Source organism: Sphingomonas sp. AP28, assembly GCF_056680455.1.
Genome location: NZ_CM155283.1, coordinates 4009115 through 4031301, shown reverse-complemented (window position 1 = coordinate 4031301; position 22187 = coordinate 4009115). Strand labels below are relative to the sequence as shown.

The following is a 22187-nucleotide window of genomic DNA, read 5'->3' as shown; positions in this document are numbered from 1 at the left end:
CGCTCGATACGCCACCCCGGCCCGGTATTGAAGCGCGTTGACTTGGTGCCGCGCGCCACAATAGTGTCGGCCTCGATCGGATACTCGGAGCTTCGATGCTGGCCTTTTTCGCAATGATCGCCGCGCAGGCCCTTCCCCAGAGCGATTGCCGGTACGACAAGCCCGCGATGATGGCGCTCGACGAACGCGCCTTCGATCAAACGATGACCGGTGGGTGGCGGACGCTCGCCGCCGCTGGCTGCGATGCGCAGGCGGCCGACCTGATCGCCGAATGGCGCGCGAATCACCCTGCGAACCCGCGCACCGCCGGCCTGTTGCAGTGGCACGAAGGGCAGTTGCGCGCGAACGCCGGACAGACGGCGCGGGCGATCGCTTTGTTCGAGGCGGCGCGGAAACCGGCGGAGGGGGATGCGGGGTTCGGCTGGAACCTGTATGTCGACGGCAGCGTCGCGTTCCTGCGCCGAGACCTTGCCGGACTCGACACCGCGCGCGCCAAGCTTGCCGCGGTGCCCCGGCCCACCGGCTACACGCCGGTCGGCCCGGACGGCAAGCCCCGCGCCTTTGCTTGGCCGGTGAACCTCAACATCCTAGACGGCTTCGTCGCGTGCTGGAACCGGAGCTACAAGGAAGCCTATGGCTGCGCCAAGCCGGCTGTGAAGACCTTGCAGCCTGGATGATCAGCCGGCGATCGCCTTGGCGTAGGCGGCGAGGTCGACGTTCCCGCCGGACAGGATGACCAGCAGGCCGGGTTCGAGCTTCACCCTGCCGGAGAGCACCGCAGCGAGCCCGACCGCGCCGCCGGGTTCGATCACGAGGCGCAGTTTCTCTGCTGCCCAGCGCTGCGCCGCGGCGATCTCCGTTTCGCTGACGGCAACGCCAGTCGCGTCGCGGCGGGAAAGAACGTCGAAGGTCAGCGGCGATACGCGCAATGTCTGGAGCGAATCGCAGGCGGTCGGCGGCGGGTTGGGGCCGACCGGTTCGATCCAGGATGCCTCCAGCGAGCGGCGCATGTCGTCCCAGCCTTCTGGCTCGACCACCGTGATAGCGCTGTCCTTCAACGCCAACGCGATGCCCGCCGACAGGCCGCCGCCGCCGCAAGGAATGATCGCGCGAATCGGCACGCCCAGGCCTAGCGCCGCCATCTGCGCGGCCGCCTCGATCCCGGCGCTCCCCTGCCCCTCGATTATCCACGGGTCGTCGAAGCTCGGCACCAACGTTGCGCCCCGCGCTTCGGCCAGTCCCGCGGCGATCGTCTCGCGACTTTCGGTGGCGCGATCGTAGCTGACGACCTCCGCCCCCAGCGCCAAGGTCGATTCGCGCTTTAGCCGAGGCGCGTCCGAGGGCATCACGATCGTCGCCGCGATCCCGAGCCGTTTCGCCGCCCAGGCGACTCCCTGCGCGTGATTGCCCGACGAGAATGCGACGACGCCTTTTTGTCGCGTGGCGTCGTCCAACGCGGTGAGCCGATGCCACGCGCCGCGAATCTTGAAGGCGCCGATTGGTTGCAACGACTCGGCCTTGAAAGCGACCGGTACGCCCTTGATTTCGCTGATGAACAGTGGCGTCGGCGGGAGGATGCGGGCGATCTTCTCCGCGGCATCCCGCACACCCGCCCGGGTCGGTTGTCTCAAAATCGTCACACACCGTCTCCTATCCGCCAAACGCTATTTACATGGGGGGCGCGTAACCCTAGATCGCGCTTCCGCTGCCCCATGGGACTTCCAACCGCAAGGCAGTGTTTTCGTAATTTGTCTCAGGACATTGGAGGTCCCTTGAATTGGTCAAGCATCATATCGCGCTGGGGTTAGCGAAAGCCCATTCGACCGCCGACACCTCCCACATCGGGAGCGGCATCGACATCGCTAAGGGGCGTCCGGTCAATCCGGTCACGCTCGTTCGTCCGCACGCTGCTGCGCGCGCCGCTCGGTTCTTCGTCGAGAAGTTCCCGGGTCGCTCGATGTATGCGGTGAAGGCGAACCCGTCTCCCGAACTCCTGCAGATCCTGTGGGACAATGGCATCACGCATTACGACGTGGCGTCGATCGCCGAAGTGCGCCTGGTCGCACGGACGCTTCCCGAGGCTACGCTGTGCTTCATGCACCCCGTGAAGGCCGAGGAAGCGATCGCCGAGGCGTATTTCACGCACGGCGTACGGACCTTTAGCCTGGACAGCCTGGAAGAGCTGGACAAGGTCGTTCGTGCCACCCGCGAAGCCACCGACCTGACGCTCTGCGTCCGTCTGCGCGTGTCGTCGGAGCACTCGAAGCTGAGCCTCGCGTCGAAGTTCGGCGCGGCCCCGCACGAAGCCAAGGAGCTGCTGTTCGCGGCGCGCCAGGCAGCGGACGCACTCGGCATCTGCTTCCATGTCGGTTCGCAGGCGATGACCCCGGAGGCGTATTCGAACGCGATGGAGCGCGTCCGTGCAGCGATCGTCGAAGCGGCGGTCACGGTCGACGTGATCGACGTCGGCGGCGGCTTCCCGTCTTCGTATCCCGGCATGGAGCCCCCGCCGCTCGAGCATTTCTTCGAGACGATCCACCGTGCGTTCGAATCGCTGCCGGTCAGCTATTCGTCCGAGCTGTGGTGCGAGCCGGGCCGGGCGCTGTGTGCGGAATATTCGTCGATCATCGTGCGCGTCGAGAAGCGTCGCGGGACCGAGCTGTACATTAACGACGGTGCGTATGGCGCGCTGTTCGATGCGGCGCATATCGGCTGGCGTTTCCCGACCGAGCTGCTCCGCGAGCCGGACAGCCGCGCGAAGGACATGGAGTTCAGCTTCTATGGTCCGACGTGCGACGACATGGATTACATGGTCGGTCCGTTCATGCTGCCCGCGGACACGAAAGCCGGCGATTACATCGAGATCGGCATGCTCGGCGCCTACGGCTCGGCGATGCGGACAGCGTTCAACGGGTTCGGATCGGACGAGACGGTGATCGTCACCGACGAGCCGATGGTCTCGCTGTACGACGAACGCTTCCAGGACCTCGCGTCGAACGTCGTCAAGCTGTAACCAAGCTTTAGTACCGCGCCCTTCTTCCTCCCCTCCCGTTTACGGGAGGGGTCGGGGGAGGGCTTGTCCGCGAGCGTGGCGTTCGCGGATATTTCAGTCCCTCCCCTAACCCCTCCCGCAAGCGGAAGGGGGATTTATGGAGCATGTTATGACCGAAGACACCCGCATCGACGCGCAGCGCAAGGCGGAACTCCTTTCCACCACCGTCGAGCATATCGACATCACCAGCTTCGACGCGCGGCCGATCGTCGACGCGATGAAGAAGATGTCGTTTACCAGCCGCGATCTTGGCCGTGCGACCGACATCTACAACCAGATGCTGGCCGACAAGGACTGCACAATCTTCCTCGTGATCGCGGGCTCGACGAGCGCCGGCGGTTGCATGGACCTGTATGCCGAGCTGCTGCGCAACAACATGATCGACGGCATCGTCGCGACCGGCGCGACGATCGTCGACATGGATTTCTTCGAGGGCCTCGGCCACAAGCATTACCAGGCGCTCGAAGTGCCGCACGACGACGTGCTGCGCTCGCTGATGATCGACCGGATCTACGACACCTATATCGACGAGGAGGAGCTCCAGCACGTCGACCACACGATCTTCGAGATCGCCGAGACGCTCGAGCCACGCGCCTATTCAAGCCGCGAGTTCATCCGCGAGATGGGCAAGTATCTCGTCGAGCACGGCAAGAAGGAGAACAGCCTCGTCAAGCTCGCCTATGAGCATGACGTGCCGATCTTCTGCCCGGCGTTCGTCGACAGCTCGGCGGGCTTCGGTCTGGTCAAGCACCAGGTCGACGCGGTGAAGGCAGGCAAGCCGTACATGGTCCTCGACGCGATCGCCGACTTCCGCGAGCTCACCGAGATCAAGATCAAGGCTGGCACCACGGGGCTGCTGATGATCGGTGGCGGTGTGCCGAAGAACTTCATCCAGGACACCGTCGTCTGTGCCGAGATCCTCGGTCACGACGACGTCCAGGTCCACAAGTATGCGGTGCAGATCACCGTCGCCGACGTGCGCGACGGTGCGTGCTCGTCCTCGACGCTGCAGGAAGCGGCGTCGTGGGGCAAGGTGAACACGGGGATCGAGCAGATGGTGTTCGCCGAGGCGGGTTCGGTCATGCCGTTGCTGGCGTCGGACGCGTATCATCGTGGGCTTTGGAAGGACCGTCCAGTCCGCAAGTGGGGCGCGAGCTTCGACAAGGCCTGAGGCTAGCTGATCCTCCCCCGCTAGGGGGAGGTGGCGCGAAGCGACGGAGGGGGAGGCGGCGACAACGCTGGTTGCCCTCTCCTCCCCCTCCGTCAGGCAAGCGCCTGCCACCTCCCCCTGGCGGGGGAGGATTAGAGATATCGTTGCCCCCACCCGGCAATTGATGCAGCCTTCGCCGGATAACCGGGGGAGGCTTTTTCATGGACAGCGAGATCCTGCGACCGATGGTCGTGCTGATCGCATGAACGCTCGTGATGCTGGGCTGGATGCTCGCCACCAGGCTACCGGCGATGAAGGCGGCCGGCGTCGACATGGGCAAGCTCGTCGGGACCAAGGCAGCGGATGCCGATCGATCGCTGCCCCCGCAGGCGCAGTGGAAGGCGCACAACTACAATCACCTGATGGAACAGCCGACGCTGTTCTACGCAGTCTGCGCCGTTCTCGCGCTCAGCGGCACGGGCAACGGGGTCAACACCTGGATCGCCTGGGCCTATGCGGGTTTCAGGATTGCGCACAGCATCGTTCAGGCGACCAGCAACCGCGTCCGTGCGCGCTTTCTCTTCTTCATACTGTCGAGCCTCATGCTCGTCGCCTTGACGCTGCACGCCGCCATCGCCGTGTTCTGAGAGGCACCGCAAAAGCGCGCGAAAAAGTCATAGCGCGCGTCGCGTAGCCCTCCCCGAACACGATACGATCGGCTAGCATTCCCGCATGTCCTTCGATCGCCGCTCGCTGCTCACCCTCCCCCTCGCCGCAGGCCTGGCGCCCGCTGCCTTCGCGCGGTCCGGCGCGCAGATCACCGCGGGCCAACCGCGCGCCACGGAACTGCCGATATGGCCCCCGGCCGAGCGGTTCGCGCTGTGGCCCGGCATCCCGCCGGGCGCGCCGAACCCGCTGCCCGTGCCGCAGCCGCGGATGCCGCGCTATCCCGACGGTTACCGCGACTTCCAGATGCGCGGCGTGGTACGGCCCGAGGTCGGCGTGTTCCGCCCTGCCCGACCCGACGGTCGCGCCGTGCTGATCGTGCCCGGTGGGGGCTATTCGATTACCTCGCTGCGCAACGAAGGCATCGACGTCGCGCGCGTGCTGAACGGTTTCGGGATCACCGCATTCGTGCTGAGCTACCGGTTGCCGGGCGAAGGCTGGGCCGACCGCGCCGACGTCCCGCTCGCCGATGCGCAGCGCGCGATGCGGCTGATCCGGGCGAATGCGCGCGCTTACGGTATCCGAGCCGAGAAGCTCGGCGTGCTGGGTTTCTCGGCGGGCGGGCACCTCGCCGGGTCCGTGGCGGTGCTACACGAGTTCAAGGCGTATCGTCCGGTCGATGCCGCCGACCGGCACTCGGCACGGCCAGCCTGGGCGGGACTCATGTACGCGGTCTCCAACATGGATCCCGGCCGCAGCCACGGCGGATCGCGCGCGAACCTGCTCGGTCCCGATCCGCTGCCTGCGGTTCAGGCGCGTTATGCGATCGACCGACAGTTGAAGGCTGGCGACCCGCCACTGTTCCTCGTGCATGCCGAGGACGATAACACGGTCCCGGTCGCCAACAGCGTCGATACGCTTGCCGCCGCTCGCCGCGCCGGCATCCCCGCCGAAGCGCATCTCCTTCAGCATGGCGGACACGGCTTCGGCACGCGCCTATCGCCTCGTTCGCCTGGGTCGTTGTGGCCGCAATTGTTCGATCGCTGGATGGGCGAACTGGTCGACGGCGGACGATGATGAGTCAGCATCGCGGACCTATCCGTCCTGACTGACGTTTGTCCTGAAAGATCAGGAGAGCGCGATGACCCGTCCGCATGCCGAACCCCGCGACGTCTTCCATGAAAATGGCGAGGTCGTGATCGACGGGCCGGACGGGGGGGTCATCGCGATGACGCCCGAAGCGGCGTTGCGCACGGCGGGTCGGCTGGATGAGGCGGCGCTCGACGAACTGATCGCGCGGGCGCAGCGATCTGGTGATGCGGATTGAGCCGATCGGTCGCTCCGGTCAGTGAGACGTGACCGCCAGTCGACCGTCTGAGGTGATCGTGGCGGTCACGTCCAGGTAATCGTCTATCCGCGGATGACGCGTATCGAGCCGGTGGCTCGTTCCATGAGTCGCCGTGATCACCAGGACATCCGCGCCCGCTGCCTCGCCGGCAGTGATGCCGGCAGGGGCATCCTCGAACACCAGGCAATCGCTCGCCGAGACGCCGAGTCGTTCGGCTGCAACCAGGAAACAATCGGGTGCGGGCTTGCCGTTGGGGATGTCGTCCGCGGCAATCATCGTCGCAGGGATCGGCAGGCCGGCGGTCTTGAGGCGGACTTCGGCTAGCGCCCGAGGGGCAGACGTGACGATCGTCCAGCGCTCCGGGGGCAAGCTGGCCAGGAATGCGACGGCACCGGCGATCGGCTCGACGTCTCCGACGTCGAGCATTTCGGCGGCGGTAATCGCGGCGGCCTCGGCGACCGGGTCGACGCCGGGGAGGTTGAGGCGCCGGACCGTCTCGACCGATTGGACGCCGTGGATCGTCGGCACGAACGTTGCTGCGTCGAGGCCGTGTGCGATCGCCCACTTCGTCCAGGTTCGCTCGGCGGACGCGATCGAGGTGAGGATCGTGCCGTCCATGTCGAACAGGAATGCGGCGTAGGTGCGAGTGGGGAGAGTCATTCGGGTGCTCGTGATGGGAATTGGTGGGTTGGGCAAGACGAATTGGTTAGGCGCTTGGCACCACCTCGGCGCCCTGCACCACCCCGGCGAAGGCCGGGGCCCGATTGGGGGACGCTGCTAACGGAGCGGTTCGCTTCGTTACTGAGGACGTTCCAATTGGGCCTCGGCCTTCGCCAAGCTGGTGGCCGTTCTGGCAGTGACGGTAGCAAAAAACTACTTCACAAAGAAAAGGCCGCTCCGGTTTCCCGAAGCGGCCTGTATTCCTACACCAAGCTAAAGCTTAGATGTCGTCGCCGAGTGCGCCCTTGACGCTGCCCTTGACGTTCTGCGCAGTGCCCTTGGCCTGCTGCGCCTCGCCTTCGGCTACCAGCTTCTCGTTGTCGGTCGCCTTGCCGACGGCTTCCTTGACGTTGCCTGCAACCTTGTTACCTGCTGCTGCGACCTTGTCGGTGAACTCGCCCATCAGAGCCTCCACTTGCTTTTGCGGACCCGCCAACCGGGCCGCTTGAACTTGCTCTGGTATAACGGCCGTCTTTACCGAGGGTTCCGTGACGTTTGCGTCATGACCTGCTTTGCGATCAGGCGGGTCAGATCAGCCCCGCCAGCGGGCTCGACGGGTCGGCATAGCGACGCTGGCCCATCCGCCCCGCGCGATACGCGAGCCGCCCCGATTCGACCGCGGCCTTCATCGCCGCCGCCATCATCAGCGGGTCCTTCGCCTCGGCGATGGCCGTGTTCATCAGCACGCCGTCGCAGCCCAGCTCCATCGCTACCGCCGCATCCGACGCGGTGCCGACGCCGGCGTCGACCAGCACGGGCACCCCTGCCCCCTCGACGATCAGCCGGATCGTCACGCGGTTCTGGATGCCGAGCCCCGAGCCGATCGGCGCGCCGAGCGGCATGATCGCGACCGCGCCGGCGTTCTCGAGGCGCTTGGTGGCTATCGGATCGTCGACGCAATACACCATCGGCTTGAAGCCCTCGTTGGCGAGTATCTCGGTCGCGCGGAGCGTCTCGACCATGTCGGGATAGAGCGTCTTCGCCTCGCCGAGCACTTCGAGCTTCACCAGCTCCCAGCCGCCCGCCTCGCGCGCCAGCCGCAGCGTGCGAATCGCCGATTCGGCGTCGAAGCAGCCGGCGGTGTTGGGGAGGTAGGTGATCTTCTTGGGATCGATGAAGTCGGTCAGCATCGGCGCGTTGCGATCCGAGACGTTGACGCGGCGCACGGCGACCGTGACGATCTCCGCGCCGGAAGCCTCGACCGCGGCAGCGTTCTGCGCGAAATCCTTGTACTTGCCGGTGCCGACGATCAGCCGCGACTTGAAGGTCTGGCCCGCGACGGTCCAGCTGTCCTCATGGTCGCCACCACCGACGAAATGGACGATCTCGAGGTCGTCGCCGTCCTCGACCATCACGTCGGCCAAGGTCGAGCGCGGCACGACCTCCATGTTGCGCTCGACCGCGATCTTCTCGGGCACGAGGCCCAATTCGGTCGCGAGTCCTGCAAGGCTCAGGCCAGCTGAAACGCGCTTGTGTTCGCCGTTCACGGTAATGGAGACGGTGCCGTCGGAGTGGGGCATGCAAAACTTTCCGTTCGTTTCGAGCGAAGTCGAGAAACCACCCGTCCGCTGCTTGTCTCATGTCTCGACTTCGCTCGACACGAACGGGTAATGGTGGGACGACGCATATAGGGGGTGGTTTGCCGCCCTCGCAACCAGGAGCAGCTCTTGCCAGATACCGTGTTCGTCCTGAACGGCCCCAACCTCAATCTGCTGGGAACGCGCGAGCCGGAAATCTATGGCGACGAGACGCTCGACGATATCGCCGGGATGCTGGAGGACCGCGCGCGCGCGCTCGACCTTGAGATCGACATGCGCCAGTCGAATCACGAAGGGCACCTCGTTGACTGGATCCAGGAGGCGCAGGCGCGCGGTGCCAAGGCCGTGATCCTCAACGCGGGTGCATTCACGCACACCTCGGTCGCGGTGCACGACGCGATCAAAGGCGTGAAGACGCCGGTGATCGAAGTGCATCTTTCCAACCCCCACAAGCGTGAATCATTCAGGCATGTGAGCCTGGTCGGCCAGGCGGCGAAGGGCACGATCGCGGGTTTCGGCGCGCTTTCGTATCTGCTCGCGCTTGAAGCCGTCGCACGGTTCTGACAGGAGGCCCCGCCATGAACGATATAACCGAAAACACCGGTGCGATGCAGGTCGACGTGACCCTGGTGCGCCAGCTCGCCGAACTGCTCGACACCACGCAGCTGACCGAGATCGAGGTCGAGGACGGCTCGCGCCGGATACGCGTCGCGCGCAAGGCCGCTCAGGCTGCACCCGTCGCGCATTACGCGCAGGCGCCCGCCCCGGCCCCCGTCTCGGCACCGTTGTCGATCCCGCAGGCCGAGGTCGGCGCGTCCGCTCCGGCGATCAGTGCGAGTGCGGTCAAGTCGCCGATGGTCGGCACGGTCTATCTCGCCGCCAATCCTGAGGCGAAGCCGTTCTCGACCGTCGGCCAGAAGGTCAATGCGGGCGACACGTTGCTGATCATCGAGGCGATGAAGGTGATGAACACGATCGTCGCGCCGTCGGCCGGCACGGTGACCGCGATCCTGGTCGAGAACGGCCAGCCGGTCGAGTTCGACCAGCCGCTGGTCGTGGTGGAATAATGCCGCAAATCAAGAAGCTGCTCATTGCGAATCGCGGCGAGATCGCGCTGCGGATCCACCGTGCCTGCCATGAGATGGGTATCAAGACGGTCGCGGTGCACTCGACCGCCGACGCCGACGCGATGCACGTGCGGCTCGCCGACGAGGCGATCTGCATCGGACCGCCGTCCGCTGCCGACAGCTATCTGAACATCCCGAACATCATCTCGGCCGCCGAAATCTCGGGCGCGGACGCGATTCATCCCGGCTACGGTTTCCTCAGCGAGAACGCGCAGTTCGCCGAGATCGTCGAGCTCCACAACATCCTGTTCGTCGGGCCGAAGCCCGAACACATCCGGACGATGGGCGACAAGGTCCAGGCGAAGCGCACCGCGGGCGCACTCGGGCTGCCGCTCGTCCCTGGGTCCGATGGCGCGATCAGCGACATCGCCGAGGCCAAGCGGATCGCCGAGGACATCGGCTATCCGGTGATCATCAAGGCGGCGTCCGGCGGCGGCGGTCGCGGGATGAAGGTCGTCAACGACGCCGACGATCTCGAAACGCAGATGCAGCAGGCCGGCAGCGAGGCGAAGGCCGCGTTCGGCGACGCCACCGTCTACATGGAAAAATACCTCGGCAATCCGCGGCATATCGAATTCCAGATCTTCGGCGACGGTGAGGGCAACGCGATTCACCTGGGCGAGCGCGACTGCTCGCTGCAGCGCCGCCACCAGAAGGTCCTCGAGGAAGCCCCCTCGCCGATCATCACCGCCGAAGAGCGCGAACGGATGGGCGGCATCGTCGCCAAGGCGATGGCCGACATGGGCTATCGCGGCGCGGGGACGATCGAGTTCCTGTGGGAAGCGGGCGAATTCTACTTCATCGAGATGAACACCCGGCTCCAGGTCGAGCATCCGGTGACCGAGATGATCACCGGGCTGGACCTCGTGCGCGAGCAGATCCGCGTGGCCGAGGGTCATCCGCTGACGCTGCGCCAGGAAGACGTCCAGTTCCGTGGCCATGCGATCGAATGCCGCATCAACGCCGAGGACCCGCGCACGTTCGCGCCGTCGCCGGGGTTGGTGAAGGTGTATCACGCACCGGGCGGGATGCATGTTCGCGTCGATAGCGGGCTGTATGCGGGCTATCGCGTACCGCCTTACTACGACTCGATGATCGCCAAGCTGATCGTCTACGGGACGACGCGGCAGGGTGCGTTGCGCCGGTTGCGGCGTGCGCTCGAGGAGATGGTGATCGAGGGGGTTACCACGACGATCCCGCTGCACCGTGCGCTGCTCGACGATCCTGAATTCCAAGAGGGCGCGTACACGATCAAGTGGCTGGAAGAATGGCTGGCCAAGCAGGGGGCGTAACTTCCCTACGGTACCAAGCTTGTTCTCCCGCGAAGGCGGGAGCCCAGTCTGGGCTCCCGCCTTCGCGGGAGAACAAGAGACGGGTAAGACCTCCGTTCAGGCCAGGGCTAGTTCGAGATGACGGAGCAAGCGTGAAGGCGACGATCTACCACAATCCGCGTTGCTCGAAGTCCCGCGAGGCGCTCGCCCTGCTGGAGGAGGCTGGGGCGGACGTCACGATCGTCGAATACCTCAAGAACCCTCCCTCCCGCGCGGACCTCATCCGCCTCTACGACCGCGCGGGCATGACGCCGCGCCAGGGGCTCCGGATGGCCGAGGACGGCGCCAAGGCGGTCAAGCATGGCGACGCCGAGGCGATCCTCGATGCGATGATGATCGATCCGCTGCTGATCGAGCGCCCGCTGGTCGAGACCGACAAGGGCGTCCGGCTCGGCCGCCCGATCGCGCGGCTGCACGAGATCCTGTGATCGACTCCCCTGCCCTTACATTGCGCACGCACTCCCTAAGTGCCGCAATTTCGGGCAGTGAGATCAACGATATTCCGCGGTTGCCCGAGGGCGCTGCGGCTGGCACGCTTGGTGCAAGGCGCCCTTCAGGGCGGACGGCTCGCTCACAAGAGCGAGGGTTTCAACGACAATCGGGGGCGTACCTGTGAAAAAGATCGAAGCCATCATCAAGCCGTTCAAGCTGGATGAGGTGAAGGAAGCGCTGCACGAGATCGGCGTGAGCGGCATCACCGTGACCGAGGCCAAGGGGTTCGGCCGGCAGAAGGGCCACACCGAGCTGTACCGCGGCGCGGAATATGTCGTCGACTTCCTGCCGAAGGTGAAGCTCGAGGTCGTCGTCGAGGACGGTCTCGCGCAACGCGTCGTCGAGGCGATCGCGGCAGCCGCGCAGACCGGCCGGATCGGCGACGGCAAGATCTTCGTCATCCCGGTCGAGAGCGCGCTTCGCATCCGCACCGGCGAGCGTGACGACGACGCAATCTAGTTCTCAGCCACACATACGGCGTTGACGGCTGGTGACGACATCGTCATTTGACGCAGCGCAACATTGTGTGGAAATCTTAATCCATACCGCAATTAGATTCCCCGCATGAGGCGGCGGATATCTCAAAACGAAGGGCAAGCATCATGGCGAATTCGGCCTCCGACGTTCTACAGATGATCAAGGACCAGGAGATCGAGTGGGTCGATCTGCGGTTCACCGATCCCAAGGGCAAGTGGCAGCATCTGACGATGGTCGCGAGCCTGATCGGCGAAGACGAGCTGACCGACGGCCTGATGTTCGACGGCTCGTCGATCGAGGGCTGGAAGGCGATCAACGAGAGCGACATGACGCTCAAGCCCGATCTCGACGCGGTCTATGTCGATCCGTTCTCGGCGACGCCGATGATGATCCTGATCTGCGACATCGCCGATCCGTCGACCGGGGAACTGTATTCGCGCGATCCGCGCTCGACCGCCAAGCGCGCCGAGGCGTATCTGCTGACCACCGGCGTCGGCGACACCGTGTATGTCGGCCCCGAAGCCGAATTCTTCATGTTCGACGACGTCCGCTTCGAGAACAGCTATTCGACCAGCTATTACAAGATCGACGACATCGAGCTGCCGGGCAATTCGGGTCGCGAATATGAGGGCGGCAACCTTGGTCACCGTCCGCGCGCCAAGGGCGGTTACTTCCCGGTCGCACCGGTCGACAGCGCAGTCGACATCCGCGGCGAGATGGTCTCGACGATGATCGAGATGGGCCTGCCCTGCGACAAGCATCACCACGAAGTCGCGGCCGCGCAGCATGAGCTGGGCCTGACCTTCGGCACGCTGACGCAGACCGCGGATCGCATGCAGATCTACAAGTACGTCGTCCACCAGGTCGCGCATGCGTACGGCAAGACCGCGACGTTCATGCCGAAGCCGATCAAGGAGGACAATGGTTCGGGGATGCACACGCATTTCTCGATCTGGGAAGGCAAGACGCCGCTGTTCGCCGGCAACGGCTATGCGGGCCTCTCCGACATGTGCCTGTATTTCATCGGCGGCATCATCAAACACGCCAAGGCGGTCAACGCGTTCACCAACCCGTCGACCAACAGCTACAAGCGCCTCGTCCCCGGTTATGAAGCGCCGGTGTTGCTCGCGTACTCGGCGCGCAACCGGTCGGCCTCGTGCCGCATCCCGTACGGCACCGGCCCCAAGGCGAAGCGCGTCGAAGTCCGCTTCCCGGACGCTCTGGCCAACCCGTATCTCGCTTATGCGGCGCTGATGATGGCGGGCATGGACGGCATCCTCAACAAGATCCATCCGGGCGAAGCGATGGACAAGAACCTGTACGACCTGCCGCCGGCAGAGTTGGCGCAGGTGCCGACCGTCGCGGGTTCGCTCCGCGAGGCGCTCGAATGCCTGCTCGCGGATCACGACTTCCTGCTGAAGGGCGACGTGTTCTCGAAGGACCAGATCGAGAGCTATGTCGAGATCAAGTACGCCGAGGTTGCGCGTTGGGAGATGACGCCTAGCCCAGTTGAGTATGACATGTATTACAGCGGATAAGGCGCGACCACGCTCGCGCCGATCCGCGCAGCGGATATCCGCTGTCGGCCGGCGTCGTGTAGCGACGACCGACGGCGTGGCTTTGCCACGTCGCTGAGTGAGAAGAGGGCGCGCGGAGCAATCCGGGCGCCCCTTTTCTGTCAGGCCTAACGAGATCCCTTCTCTTCGTCCTGGCAGTTCAGACGGGAGGGAGATCGGAACAGTGCCCCTCCCGTCATTCCCGCGGAGGCGGGAACCCATACTGGCTGACGGCGCGATAGAAGCGCTAGCGGTCGAGTTTATGGATCCCCGCCTGCGCGGGGATGACGATGGGGTGTAGGCCGAAGTGCATCGGCGTCGAGCTTGTTTCCCCGCGAAGGCGGGGACCCAGTCTGGGCTCCCGCCTTCGCGGGAGAACAAGAGGATAGCCTCGGTTAACTTCGCTCGCGGGGTCCGATTGATCGACCGTGCTCGGCACCCATATCCTTCCCGAAAGCCCTCCCCCCAAACCCAAGGAACACCCGTGACCGAAGACAGCGGCAACAGCGCCGGACGCGCGATCCCCAGCGGCCGCCTCGCCCGTCTCGGCGTCTTCGGTAAACTCGCGGGCGGCGTCGCCGGCGGAGTCGTAGCAGAAGGCGCCCGCCGCCTCGCCAACGGAGAGCGCCCCAAGATCGGCGACCTCCTCCTCACCCCCGCCAACGCCACGCGCGTCGCAGACCAGCTCTCTCACCTCCGCGGCGCAGCGATGAAGCTGGGGCAGATGATCTCGATGGACGCGGGCGACATGCTCCCGCCCGAGCTCGCGACCATCCTCGCGCGCCTGCGCAACAATGCGAACCACATGCCGCCGCAGCAGCTCGACCGCGTGCTTGCCGCCGAATGGGGTAAGGACTGGCGCCGCAAATTCGCACATTTTCAGGCGCACCCGGTTGCGGCCGCCTCGATCGGACAGGTGCACCGCGCGCGCCTGCCAAACGGCACCGAGCTGGCGATCAAGGTCCAGTATCCGGGCGTGAAGGAGAGCATCGACGCGGACGTCGACAACGTCGCGACGCTGCTGCGCGTGTCGGGCATGCTCCCCAAGTCGCTCGACATCGCGCCGCTGCTCGACGAGGCGAAGAAGCAGCTTCACGAGGAGGCCGATTACCTCCGCGAAGCGCAGATGCTTGCGCGCTACGGTGACCTGCTTGCCGACCAGCCGCAGTTCGTCGTCCCGAAGCTCTACGCCGAGCTGACTACGCCCCGCGTTCTCGCGATGAGCTTCGTCACGGGCGTCCCCGTCGAGACGCTGGAAACGGCGCCGCAGGACGTCCGCGACCGCGTGATGCACGACCTGATCTCGCTCGTGCTGCGCGAACTGTTTGACTGGCGGCTGATGCAGACCGATCCGAACTTCGCCAACTATCGCTGGCAGCCCGAGACGGAAAAGCTCGTCCTGCTCGATTTCGGCGCCGCCCGCCCTCTTCCTGCCGAGACCGGCGAAGGCTATCGCCGCCTGCTCACCGCAGCACTCGCCGGCGATCGCGACGCAGTCCGCGAAGCCGCGATCGCCGCGGGTTTCCTCGGCGAAGCGGCCGTGCTCCAGCACCGCGCACTCGTCGACCGGATGATCGATGTCATCCTCGCCGAACTCGCCAAGCCAGGCCCGTTCGACTTCGGCGACCGCGCGTTCGTCGGCGTGCTGCGCGAACAGGGCACCGAGATCGCTCGCGACCGCGACACCTGGCACCTGCCGCCGATCGACACGCTGTTCGTCCAGCGCAAGATCAGCGGCACCGCCTTGCTCGCCGCTCGTCTCAAGGCACGGGTCGACATTCGTACGATGGTCGCCGCCTATTGCGACGGCGCGCCGTGAGGATCAGGGCAGTTTCAGCGCACGCTTCACGCTCGCCCAGCTGAGGTATTTGAAGTTCTGCGTGGCGGGCGCGTTGTCGCCGTCCTGTGCGACAAACAGGCCTTGGGGATAAGCGGGGCCGAAGTTGCCGAGGATCAGGTCGATGCCGTCGGTATCGCTTGTCCCGTCGATCGCGCCCCCGCCGATGCGGAAGCGCCCGGCATAGGTGACGCCCGGCAGGCGGTAGAGCGCGTAGGCGTTGTCGCCCTGGCTCGACACGACGAGATAGCCGCCGGTCCTGCCCGACGGGGCAAGCGCTAAGCCCTCCGCGTCGGCGACCAGCGTCTTGCCGTCGACCTTGGCGATCGCGGTTGCCGTGACCGGCGCGGACGGGTCGGCATCGAAGCGCCAGAGGCCGACGTCCTCCTCGGCGACGTAGAGCTGCCCGGTGCGGTCGTCGACGACGCAGCCTTCGGACTGGGTGCCGAGCTTCATCGAGCGGACCGTCGTGACCTCGGGCGCTGCGCCGGACAGGTCGATTGCGACCTGGTCGATGCGGCCGTCCTTCAGCACGACGAAGCCGAACAGCGCGTGGTCTCGCGCGCGGGTCCAGAGGCACATGCCATAGGCCTCGCCCGGACCGACCGGGAAGCGGCCGAGCGGGACCAGTTTTGCTGCCGCCGTGTCGAGCGTGAACAGCGAGACATGCGCGGTGGCGATGTCGGCCCGGTCGCTGGCCGCCGCGATCACGCGCGTCCCGACATCGCGCAGGTCGACATTGTTGAGCCGCGCGGCCGGGGTGAAGCTGAGGCGCTTACCCGTCAGGCTGTAGACGTGGATGCCCGCTTTCTTGTCGGTGCCGATGACGAGGCTCTTCGCCGGATCGGAAGCGTTGCGCCAAATCGCGGGATCGTCCGCGGCATCGGCGGCGGTGTCGACGGGGTCGGTCTCGGCGGTCGCCGCGACTGTCGGCGCCTCGACCGCCACCGGGGTCGAGGTCGTTGCACATCCCGCGAGCAGCAACGCGGCAAAGGGAAGCGCGCGCATCAGAAGGTCACCCGCACGCCGCCGGTGTAGCGCCGGCCGAACGCCTCATGCTCGATCGTGTAGGCCGACGATCCGACATAGCGACGGCCCGGCCCGTTCAGCAGGTTGGCGAAATCGCCGTAGATCTCGACATTGCCGTTGATCGCGTAGCGGACCGACGCGTCGAGTTCATTGTCCTTGGCCCAGTAGAAATCGCCGCCATCGACGCCGCGGACGACGCCACCGATCGTGTCCACCGCGCCGATCGCATCGAGCCACGCCGACCGGTTCTGGTACGAAACGCGGGCCGAGAATCCGTATTTCTCGTAATAGGCGATCAGATTGTAGATCGCGTCCGAAGCACCCGGCAGGCGAACTTTCCGCGACGGGATTGCGCCGGTTGCCGGCGTATCGGCACGGCTCTTATTGATCGTCGCGTTGAGCTGCACGCCGAAGCCGCCCATCCAATCCGGCAGGCCGAGATCGGCGGTGAAGGGGTCGAGCTGCTGCTGGATCGCGCCCTCGATCCCCATGATGTAGCCTTTGCCGCCGTTGATGATGGTCGAGTAGACATAGCCCGACCGATCGACGCCGGCGGCGTTCAGGTTGGTCTGGCCGTAGGTCCGGGTCGAGTCGAACAGGACATCGGTGACGTCCTTGTAGTACGCGCCGATCGACAGGAAACCGCGCGGCATCGTGTAATATTCGACGTAGAGATCGACGCCCTTGGCCTTTTCGGGCTTCGCGTCGGGGTTGCCGCCGGAGATCGTCGCGTTCGCGTCGTTGATGCTGAGATTGGGGCGCAACTGATCGTAATCAGGGCGTGCGGCGCCGGTGTTGAACGACAGCCGCGCCTTCATCCGGTCGTTGACGTCCCAGTTCACGTGCAGGCTTGGGTAGACCAAAGTCTGGCTCGACTTCACGTCGATCAGGCCGAGCGACGAGAACGCGCGGGCGTCGTTGTGGATATGCTCGACGCGCGCGCCACCGATGACGCTGCCCCAGCTGGTGGTGGTCGTCGCCATCGCATAGGCGGAATAGACCTTCTCGCCGACATCGTAGAAATTGGCGTCGGTGGACACGAACGGGCTGACCGCCTTGGCTTGCTCGACCAGCGCCAGGATCTTGTCCCGATCGAAATACTGGAAGGTGTAACCGAGCGGGATCTCGCCCTGGAACCCGCCCGGCTTGGCGATGGCCCCGTACCCGGTCGGAATGCCGGCCGCGGCGAATTGGGCCGGCGTGCTCAGCTCGAGCAGATACTCGTTCGCGGTCTTGGTACGATCGTCGTAGCGTACGCCGGCCGCAAACACCGTCTGCGCGCCGAACACCGAGGCTTCGCGGCTGATGTCGAGCTTGGCGGTATAGGCTTCGGTCACATCCTGCGCCTTCAGCGACCGCAAGCGGGCCAGGGTGCGCGGAAAGTCCTCGATCGACGTGACCTGCGCGCCGCGCGAGAAGGTGCCATCGGCGTTGCGGATCGTGCGGAACAGCTGGACCTTGGCGAGCTGGGGGTCGGTCAGGTCATAGCCGACGGTCAGCCGGTTGGCGGCGTTGGCGCCGTTTGTGCCGAACGACGGGCTGTCATAATTCAATTGTGCAGGCTGCGAGCGGTCGTCGATCGAACGCGTGAAATTGCCGCGCCACTTCACGTTCCAGACGCCTAGTTCGTGATCGCCGCCGACCGTGTTCGTGAACACCGACTGCTTGTACTTGCGTACGGTAAAGTTCGAGTTGAGATCGATGCCGTAGACCGTGCCGAGCAGCGGCGTGTTGCCGGTGCAGACGTCGGCATAACCGGTCGTGCCGGTCGCCGGGCGCGCGTTGACGGTGCAGGCAGCGGTGCCGTTGGGCGTGCGCGACTGCTGGTCGTCGAGGTCGAAGATGTAGTTGTTACGCTGTTCGTCGTCCTGGAACGCCGAGTAGATCGACTCCGCGAACAGCTTGTGGCCGGGCGCCGGGCGCCAGTCGAGCCGGGTCGACAGCGAGTAGTTTTTCCGCGTCAGGCGATAGAGCTTGTTCTCGGTCTCGCGCGCCCAGTTGCGCGTCTCGAAACCAGGGCGCCGATCGCGGTCGACCGCCTCGAAGTCGGTCTCGAAATTGTCGGTGACCATACCGCGACGATACAGGCTGGCGGACGAGACGATGCCGAACTCGCCGATACCGGTGTCGATCCGGTCGGAGATGACGAGCGAGCCCTCATATTCGGTCTTCTTGCCGAGTTCGACATGGCCGACGCCGCCCTTGGCCTGCACCTTCATGCCCGGATAATCGAACGCGGAGCGCGTGATGATGTCGACGTTGCCCGCGATCGTCTCGCCGGTCATGTCGGGCGTGACGGCCTTGCGCACGATGATCTGCGAGGCGATCGCCGACGGGATGGAGTCGAAGCGTGCGTCGCGGCCTTCGGGGCTGACGACGTTGATGCCGTCGATCGACAAGGTGGTCCAGTTGATCGGTGCGCCGCGCAGCGTGATGTAGCGCGCCTGGCCCTGGTCGCGCTGGACGCCGACGCCGGGGAGGCGGCTGACCGCCTGCGCGATGTTCTGGTCGGGGAGGCGACCGATCGAATCGGAGGCGATGACCGAGACGAGCGAAGGGCTGGTCCGCTGGATCTGGAGCGCGGCGGCTTCGGATTCCGCGATCGGGCGCGAGCCGGAAACGACGATCTCGTCGCCCTCCCCTGCATTCGCACCGACTTCGGTTGTCATCGCCACGTCCAGCGTCACGGCGGCATCGGCGACCGTCACGGTCCGGTGCGCGTCGGGGAAGCCGACATAGCGGATCACGAGTTCGTGCGTGCCGGCGGGAACACCGACCAGCGAGAACCGTCCGGTGCGATCGACCACGGTCGACAATTCGAGCGCCGGGATCGAGACCGAGGCACCGTCGAGATAATCGCCGCTGCCTGCCTGCGACACGGTACCGGTGATGCTCCCGAGCGCGCGCGGTGCGCCGACCGGGGTCGCGGCATCGGGACGCGCATAGGCGCTGGTGGCGGTCAGCGAAGTCAGCGCGCAGCCAGTGAGCAGCGCATGCGCGAGGACGCGACCGCGGACGCGGGTCGACAGGTTCGATTTCATGGTATTCCCCCGGGTGGTCCCGACTTCTTCAGCCGGCTTGGGAGGCGCGGTAGCGGCCGTGCATGGCACCGACGTTACCTTTGCATGACAGACGCGTGACAGCGGCGTCATCTGGGATTGCCTCACGTACGCGCGAGCAGAATCCCACATTAAACCAACGTTAAAATCGCCGGACATGTGATTCTTATATTCGTAACGGACGTGCCACGACCGCCGCCTATCGCGCCCTTCAAGGCAAAGACTGCCGAAAAAGGGAAACTCTCGATGTTGAATTCAGCAAGCCTGCGCTTGCGGCTGCTGGCCGGCGCCGCCCTGACGGTCGCGATCGCGTCGCCAGTGCTCGCGGCCCCCGCGCCGACCGCCGCCAAGGATACGGCGCCCGCTGCCGCTGCCGCAGACCCCGTGATCGATCCGGCCCCCGCCACTGCGGAGCCCGCCGACCAGACCGGTCTTGGCGAGATCGTCGTCACCGCGACCAAGCGCGAGACGAACCTTCAGAAGACGCCGATCGCGATCAACGTCCTGAGCAGCCAGGCGCTGACCGACCGCCACGTCCAGAGCCTGTACGATCTCGCCGACGGCGCCGTGCCGTCGTTGCGCGTCGCGACGTTCGAGGCGCGCCAGTCCGCGCTGACGATCGGCATCCGCGGCATTGTGCCGCTCGACGCCAACCAGCCCGCGCGCGAGCAGGGCGTCGGCGTCTATATCGACGGTGTCTATCTCGGTCGCCAGCACGGTCTGAACGCGGCGCTGTTCGACGTCGACCGGATCGAAGTGCTCAAGGGCCCGCAGGGCACGCTGTTCGGTCGCAACACCGAAGGCGGCGCGCTCAGCATCGTCACCAAGGGCCCGAGCGGCAAATGGGGCGGCAGCGCGACCGGCGGGATCGCCAACTACGGCAGCTATAACGGTACGCTGCATGTCGACCTGCCCGAAACGTACGGCGTGTCGCTGAAGCTCGACGGCGTCATCCAGCATCAGGACGCGACCACCAAGAACCCGCTCGCGGACCAGACCGGCTTCAATTATTATCATCGCCGCGGCTTCAAGGCGACCGCACGTGTCCGCCCGATCTCGGGCATGACCGCCGATTTCAGCTACGATAACGGCTACGACTCGAACAGCCCGTTCTACAGCCAGTTGCTCAACGTGAACCCGAACGGGTGCAAGGCCGGTGCGCAATCCGCCTCGCCCGCCTGCGCGCTTCCCGGCACCAACTACACGACGCTGACCGGCAGCGTGAAGCCGCTCCCGAGCCAGGTCGTCGTCAACGGCGACAGCCGGATGAAGGTCGCCGACATCGGCGTGCCGCAGCAACCGAGCATCGACAAGACGCACGGCTTCACGTCGAACATCCGCTGGGACGTCGCACCCGAGATCGAACTCCGCTCGATCACCGCGTGGCGCGGCGTGAACGCGACGCAGTACGACAATAGCGGCGGCTATCACCGCGTCCCCGTCGTTGCCGCTGGCTGCGTCGGCAGTGCATGTAACTTCAGCCGCTACAGCCTCGCCGACCTCCATCAGAACCAGTTCAGCCAAGAATTCCAGGCGGTCGGCACGGTCGGCCAGTTCGATTACGTTGCCGGGCTGTATTACTTCGACGAACATATCAGCGACGACGCGGCGACGCCGAACTCGCTGGCGTTCAATTCGGCGCTGACGACGATCTCGGTGCTCGATCCCTGCACCGGGTCGGGCGGGTTCGGCTCGCTCGTTGGATGCCGCTCGATCGATCGTGCTTCGGAAGTGCATTCGAAGAGCTATGCCGGCTACGGCCAGGTCACCTGGAACGCGACCGACCGCGTTCACCTGACCGCCGGCGGCCGCTACACGCGCGACGAGAAGCAGGGCGTGCTGCATTTCTCGCGTAACTTGAACTACGACACGGCGACCCAGGCCCAGTTGACCGCGGCCGGCTATGCGCCGCTCGACGCCACCTGGAACCGCTTCAATCCGATGGCGACGCTCGCCTATGACGCCAGTGACACGGTTCACGTCTATGCAAAATACGCGACCGGCTACCGTGCCGGCGGTGCCAGCTCGCGGACGTCCAACTACCAGACGTTCAACCCCGAGGACGTGAAGTCGTACGAGATCGGCGCGAAGACCGACTTCTGGAACCACCGCGCCCGCCTGAACCTTGCCGGCTACATCATGGATCGCAAGAACAGCCAGGTCGACATCAGCTCGATCCAGACGACCGCGTCGGGCAGCTTCAACAACCTGGTGACGATCAATGCGCCCGGCATCACCAAGATCCGCGGGATCGAGGCCGACCTGACCGTGCAGCCGGTCGACGGCCTGACGCTGACCGCGGGCTATGCCTATACCTACACCAAGATCCCGCCCGTGCTGATCGCGTCGACCGGCGTGTACCAGAATTTCTACATCGTCTTCACGCCGCGCAATGCCGCCAACGGATCGGTCGACTACACGATGCCGGTCGGCGACATGGACCTGAAGTTCCACCTCGACGGCAACTACTCGCAGGCGACGCAGACCTTCGATCAGTTCGCGACCAAGAACGACCCCGCGTTCATCGCCAACGCCCGCCTCGCCTTGGCGAACATCCACGTCGGCGGCAGCAACGCGGTGACGATCTCGGCCTGGGTTCGCAACCTGTTCGACAAGCAGTACGTGTTCCGCCGCGACCCGTCGAACAGCCTGCCGGGTGCTCCGACGACCAACCTCACGTCGGGCAGCGTCAACAACGTCCTCGGCGACTACGGCAATTTCAACGCGCCGCGCACCTACGGCATGGAGGCTTCGGTCAAGTTCTGATCGGGCTTGCCGCGTAAAATTCGAAACCCGGGCAGGCGT

General features: G+C 65.4%; 20 protein-coding genes. 14 read left to right on the top strand and 6 right to left on the bottom strand.

Translation table 11 applies throughout. The annotated features are described in order from the left end of the window. Nucleotides 1-95: 95 nt before the first annotated feature. Nucleotides 96-677, top strand: a complete 582-nt coding sequence (locus tag AC1MH0_RS18690) for a hypothetical protein (protein WP_480964002.1) — start codon at nt 96-98, stop codon at nt 675-677. Here the strand turns inward: AC1MH0_RS18690 and AC1MH0_RS18685 are convergent, their stop codons facing one another. Further along, nucleotides 678-1640, bottom strand: coding sequence for a threonine ammonia-lyase (locus tag AC1MH0_RS18685; RefSeq protein WP_480964001.1), 963 nt, complete (start codon nt 1638-1640; stop codon nt 678-680). 137 nt (nt 1641-1777) lie between these two features. Between AC1MH0_RS18685 and AC1MH0_RS18680 the strand changes: the two genes are divergently transcribed. The 5 genes from AC1MH0_RS18680 to AC1MH0_RS18660 all read left to right on the top strand — a co-directional run bounded on the left by AC1MH0_RS18680 (nt 1778) and on the right by AC1MH0_RS18660 (nt 6195). Then, complete coding sequence (locus AC1MH0_RS18680; RefSeq protein WP_136189834.1) at nt 1778-3013, top strand: type III PLP-dependent enzyme; 1236 nt, start codon at nt 1778-1780, stop codon at nt 3011-3013. Between the two features lie 148 nt (nt 3014-3161). Further along, a complete protein-coding gene (locus tag AC1MH0_RS18675) occupies nt 3162-4223 on the top strand; it encodes a 1,9-bis(guanidino)-5-aza-nonane synthase (RefSeq protein ID WP_056048328.1) in 1062 nt (353 codons plus the stop codon). 254 nt (nt 4224-4477) lie between these two features. Then, a complete protein-coding gene (locus AC1MH0_RS18670) occupies nt 4478-4849 on the top strand; it encodes an MAPEG family protein (RefSeq protein ID WP_480964000.1) in 372 nt (123 codons plus the stop codon). A gap of 85 nt (nt 4850-4934) precedes the next feature. Continuing rightward, nucleotides 4935-5945 (top strand): alpha/beta hydrolase, encoded by a 1011-nt coding sequence (locus tag AC1MH0_RS18665; protein WP_480963999.1) that lies wholly within the window; start codon nt 4935-4937, stop codon nt 5943-5945. A gap of 64 nt (nt 5946-6009) precedes the next feature. Further along, the gene (locus AC1MH0_RS18660) at nt 6010-6195 is read left to right on the top strand and encodes a hypothetical protein (protein ID WP_480963998.1); all 186 of its coding nucleotides are present in this window, start codon (nt 6010-6012) and stop codon (nt 6193-6195) included. 18 nt (nt 6196-6213) lie between these two features. Here the strand turns inward: AC1MH0_RS18660 and AC1MH0_RS18655 are convergent, their stop codons facing one another. The 3 genes from AC1MH0_RS18655 to thiS all read right to left on the bottom strand — a co-directional run bounded on the left by AC1MH0_RS18655 (nt 6214) and on the right by thiS (nt 8456). After that, on the bottom strand, nt 6214-6876 hold the full coding sequence (locus tag AC1MH0_RS18655) for an HAD-IA family hydrolase (protein ID WP_480963997.1): 663 nt from the start codon (nt 6874-6876) through the stop codon (nt 6214-6216). A gap of 280 nt (nt 6877-7156) precedes the next feature. Continuing rightward, nucleotides 7157-7339, bottom strand: coding sequence for a CsbD family protein (locus AC1MH0_RS18650; RefSeq protein ID WP_056050734.1), 183 nt, complete (start codon nt 7337-7339; stop codon nt 7157-7159). 124 nt (nt 7340-7463) lie between these two features. After that, a complete protein-coding gene (thiS, locus tag AC1MH0_RS18645) occupies nt 7464-8456 on the bottom strand; it encodes a sulfur carrier protein ThiS (RefSeq protein ID WP_082441445.1) in 993 nt (330 codons plus the stop codon). A gap of 147 nt (nt 8457-8603) precedes the next feature. On the opposite strand from thiS, the gene aroQ reads away from it, so the two are divergent. The 7 genes from aroQ (at nt 8604) to AC1MH0_RS18610 (ending at nt 15276) form a co-directional block, all read left to right on the top strand. After that, entirely contained in the window at nt 8604-9038 is a 435-nt protein-coding gene (gene aroQ / locus AC1MH0_RS18640) for a type II 3-dehydroquinate dehydratase (protein ID WP_480963996.1), read from the top strand. Between the two features lie 14 nt (nt 9039-9052). Continuing rightward, nucleotides 9053-9541: an acetyl-CoA carboxylase biotin carboxyl carrier protein gene (gene accB, locus AC1MH0_RS18635; protein WP_480963995.1), complete on the top strand. Its 489-nt coding sequence runs from the start codon at nt 9053-9055 to the stop codon at nt 9539-9541. Next, nucleotides 9541-10893, top strand: coding sequence for an acetyl-CoA carboxylase biotin carboxylase subunit (gene accC, locus AC1MH0_RS18630; protein WP_056490598.1), 1353 nt, complete (start codon nt 9541-9543; stop codon nt 10891-10893). The genes accB and accC overlap by 1 nt, the downstream gene beginning before the upstream one ends. Nucleotides 10894-11024: 131 nt before the next feature. Further along, nucleotides 11025-11360 carry an arsenate reductase family protein gene (locus tag AC1MH0_RS18625; protein ID WP_480963994.1) on the top strand — a complete coding sequence of 112 codons (336 nt, stop codon included), beginning with the start codon at nt 11025-11027 and terminating at the stop codon, nt 11358-11360. 184 nt (nt 11361-11544) lie between these two features. Further along, nucleotides 11545-11883 carry a P-II family nitrogen regulator gene (locus AC1MH0_RS18620; RefSeq protein WP_055875939.1) on the top strand — a complete coding sequence of 113 codons (339 nt, stop codon included), beginning with the start codon at nt 11545-11547 and terminating at the stop codon, nt 11881-11883. A 143-nt stretch (nt 11884-12026) separates the two neighbouring features. Further along, nucleotides 12027-13439, top strand: a complete 1413-nt coding sequence (gene glnA / locus AC1MH0_RS18615) for a type I glutamate--ammonia ligase (RefSeq protein WP_480963993.1) — start codon at nt 12027-12029, stop codon at nt 13437-13439. 502 nt (nt 13440-13941) lie between these two features. Then, entirely contained in the window at nt 13942-15276 is a 1335-nt protein-coding gene (locus AC1MH0_RS18610; RefSeq protein ID WP_480963992.1) for an ABC1 kinase family protein, read from the top strand. A 3-nt stretch (nt 15277-15279) separates the two neighbouring features. Here AC1MH0_RS18610 and AC1MH0_RS18605 read toward each other — a convergent pair whose 3' ends face one another. Next, nucleotides 15280-16302, bottom strand: a complete 1023-nt coding sequence (locus AC1MH0_RS18605; protein ID WP_480963991.1) for a phytase — start codon at nt 16300-16302, stop codon at nt 15280-15282. After that, entirely contained in the window at nt 16302-19364 is a 3063-nt protein-coding gene (locus AC1MH0_RS18600) for a TonB-dependent receptor (protein WP_480963990.1), read from the bottom strand. Before AC1MH0_RS18600 ends, AC1MH0_RS18605 begins: the two co-directional genes overlap by 1 nt. 264 nt (nt 19365-19628) lie before the next feature. Between AC1MH0_RS18600 and AC1MH0_RS18595 the strand changes: the two genes are divergently transcribed. Beyond that, on the top strand, nt 19629-22148 hold the full coding sequence (locus tag AC1MH0_RS18595) for a TonB-dependent receptor (RefSeq protein WP_480963989.1): 2520 nt from the start codon (nt 19629-19631) through the stop codon (nt 22146-22148). Nucleotides 22149-22187: the final 39 nt, after the last annotated feature.

Excerpts from the sequence above, each read along its gene's own strand:
- AC1MH0_RS18665 (WP_480963999.1), top strand. The coding sequence starts at position 4,935 with ATGTCCTTCGATCGCCGCTCGCTGCTCACCCTCCCCCTCGCCGCAGGC.
- AC1MH0_RS18600 (WP_480963990.1), bottom strand. The coding sequence starts at position 19,364 with ATGAAATCGAACCTGTCGACCCGCGTCCGCGGTCGCGTCCTCGCGCAT.
- AC1MH0_RS18595 (WP_480963989.1), top strand. The coding sequence starts at position 19,629 with ATGTTGAATTCAGCAAGCCTGCGCTTGCGGCTGCTGGCCGGCGCCGCC.
- AC1MH0_RS18655 (WP_480963997.1), bottom strand. The coding sequence starts at position 6,876 with ATGACTCTCCCCACTCGCACCTACGCCGCATTCCTGTTCGACATGGAC.
- AC1MH0_RS18670 (WP_480964000.1), top strand. The coding sequence starts at position 4,478 with ATGCTGGGCTGGATGCTCGCCACCAGGCTACCGGCGATGAAGGCGGCC.
- AC1MH0_RS18660 (WP_480963998.1), top strand. The coding sequence starts at position 6,010 with ATGACCCGTCCGCATGCCGAACCCCGCGACGTCTTCCATGAAAATGGC.
- AC1MH0_RS18605 (WP_480963991.1), bottom strand. The coding sequence starts at position 16,302 with ATGCGCGCGCTTCCCTTTGCCGCGTTGCTGCTCGCGGGATGTGCAACG.
- AC1MH0_RS18675 (WP_056048328.1), top strand. The coding sequence starts at position 3,162 with ATGACCGAAGACACCCGCATCGACGCGCAGCGCAAGGCGGAACTCCTT.
- AC1MH0_RS18650 (WP_056050734.1), bottom strand. The coding sequence starts at position 7,339 with ATGGGCGAGTTCACCGACAAGGTCGCAGCAGCAGGTAACAAGGTTGCA.
- thiS (WP_082441445.1), bottom strand. The coding sequence starts at position 8,456 with ATGCCCCACTCCGACGGCACCGTCTCCATTACCGTGAACGGCGAACAC.
- AC1MH0_RS18690 (WP_480964002.1), top strand. The coding sequence starts at position 96 with ATGCTGGCCTTTTTCGCAATGATCGCCGCGCAGGCCCTTCCCCAGAGC.
- accC (WP_056490598.1), top strand. The coding sequence starts at position 9,541 with ATGCCGCAAATCAAGAAGCTGCTCATTGCGAATCGCGGCGAGATCGCG.
- glnA (WP_480963993.1), top strand. The coding sequence starts at position 12,027 with ATGGCGAATTCGGCCTCCGACGTTCTACAGATGATCAAGGACCAGGAG.
- accB (WP_480963995.1), top strand. The coding sequence starts at position 9,053 with ATGAACGATATAACCGAAAACACCGGTGCGATGCAGGTCGACGTGACC.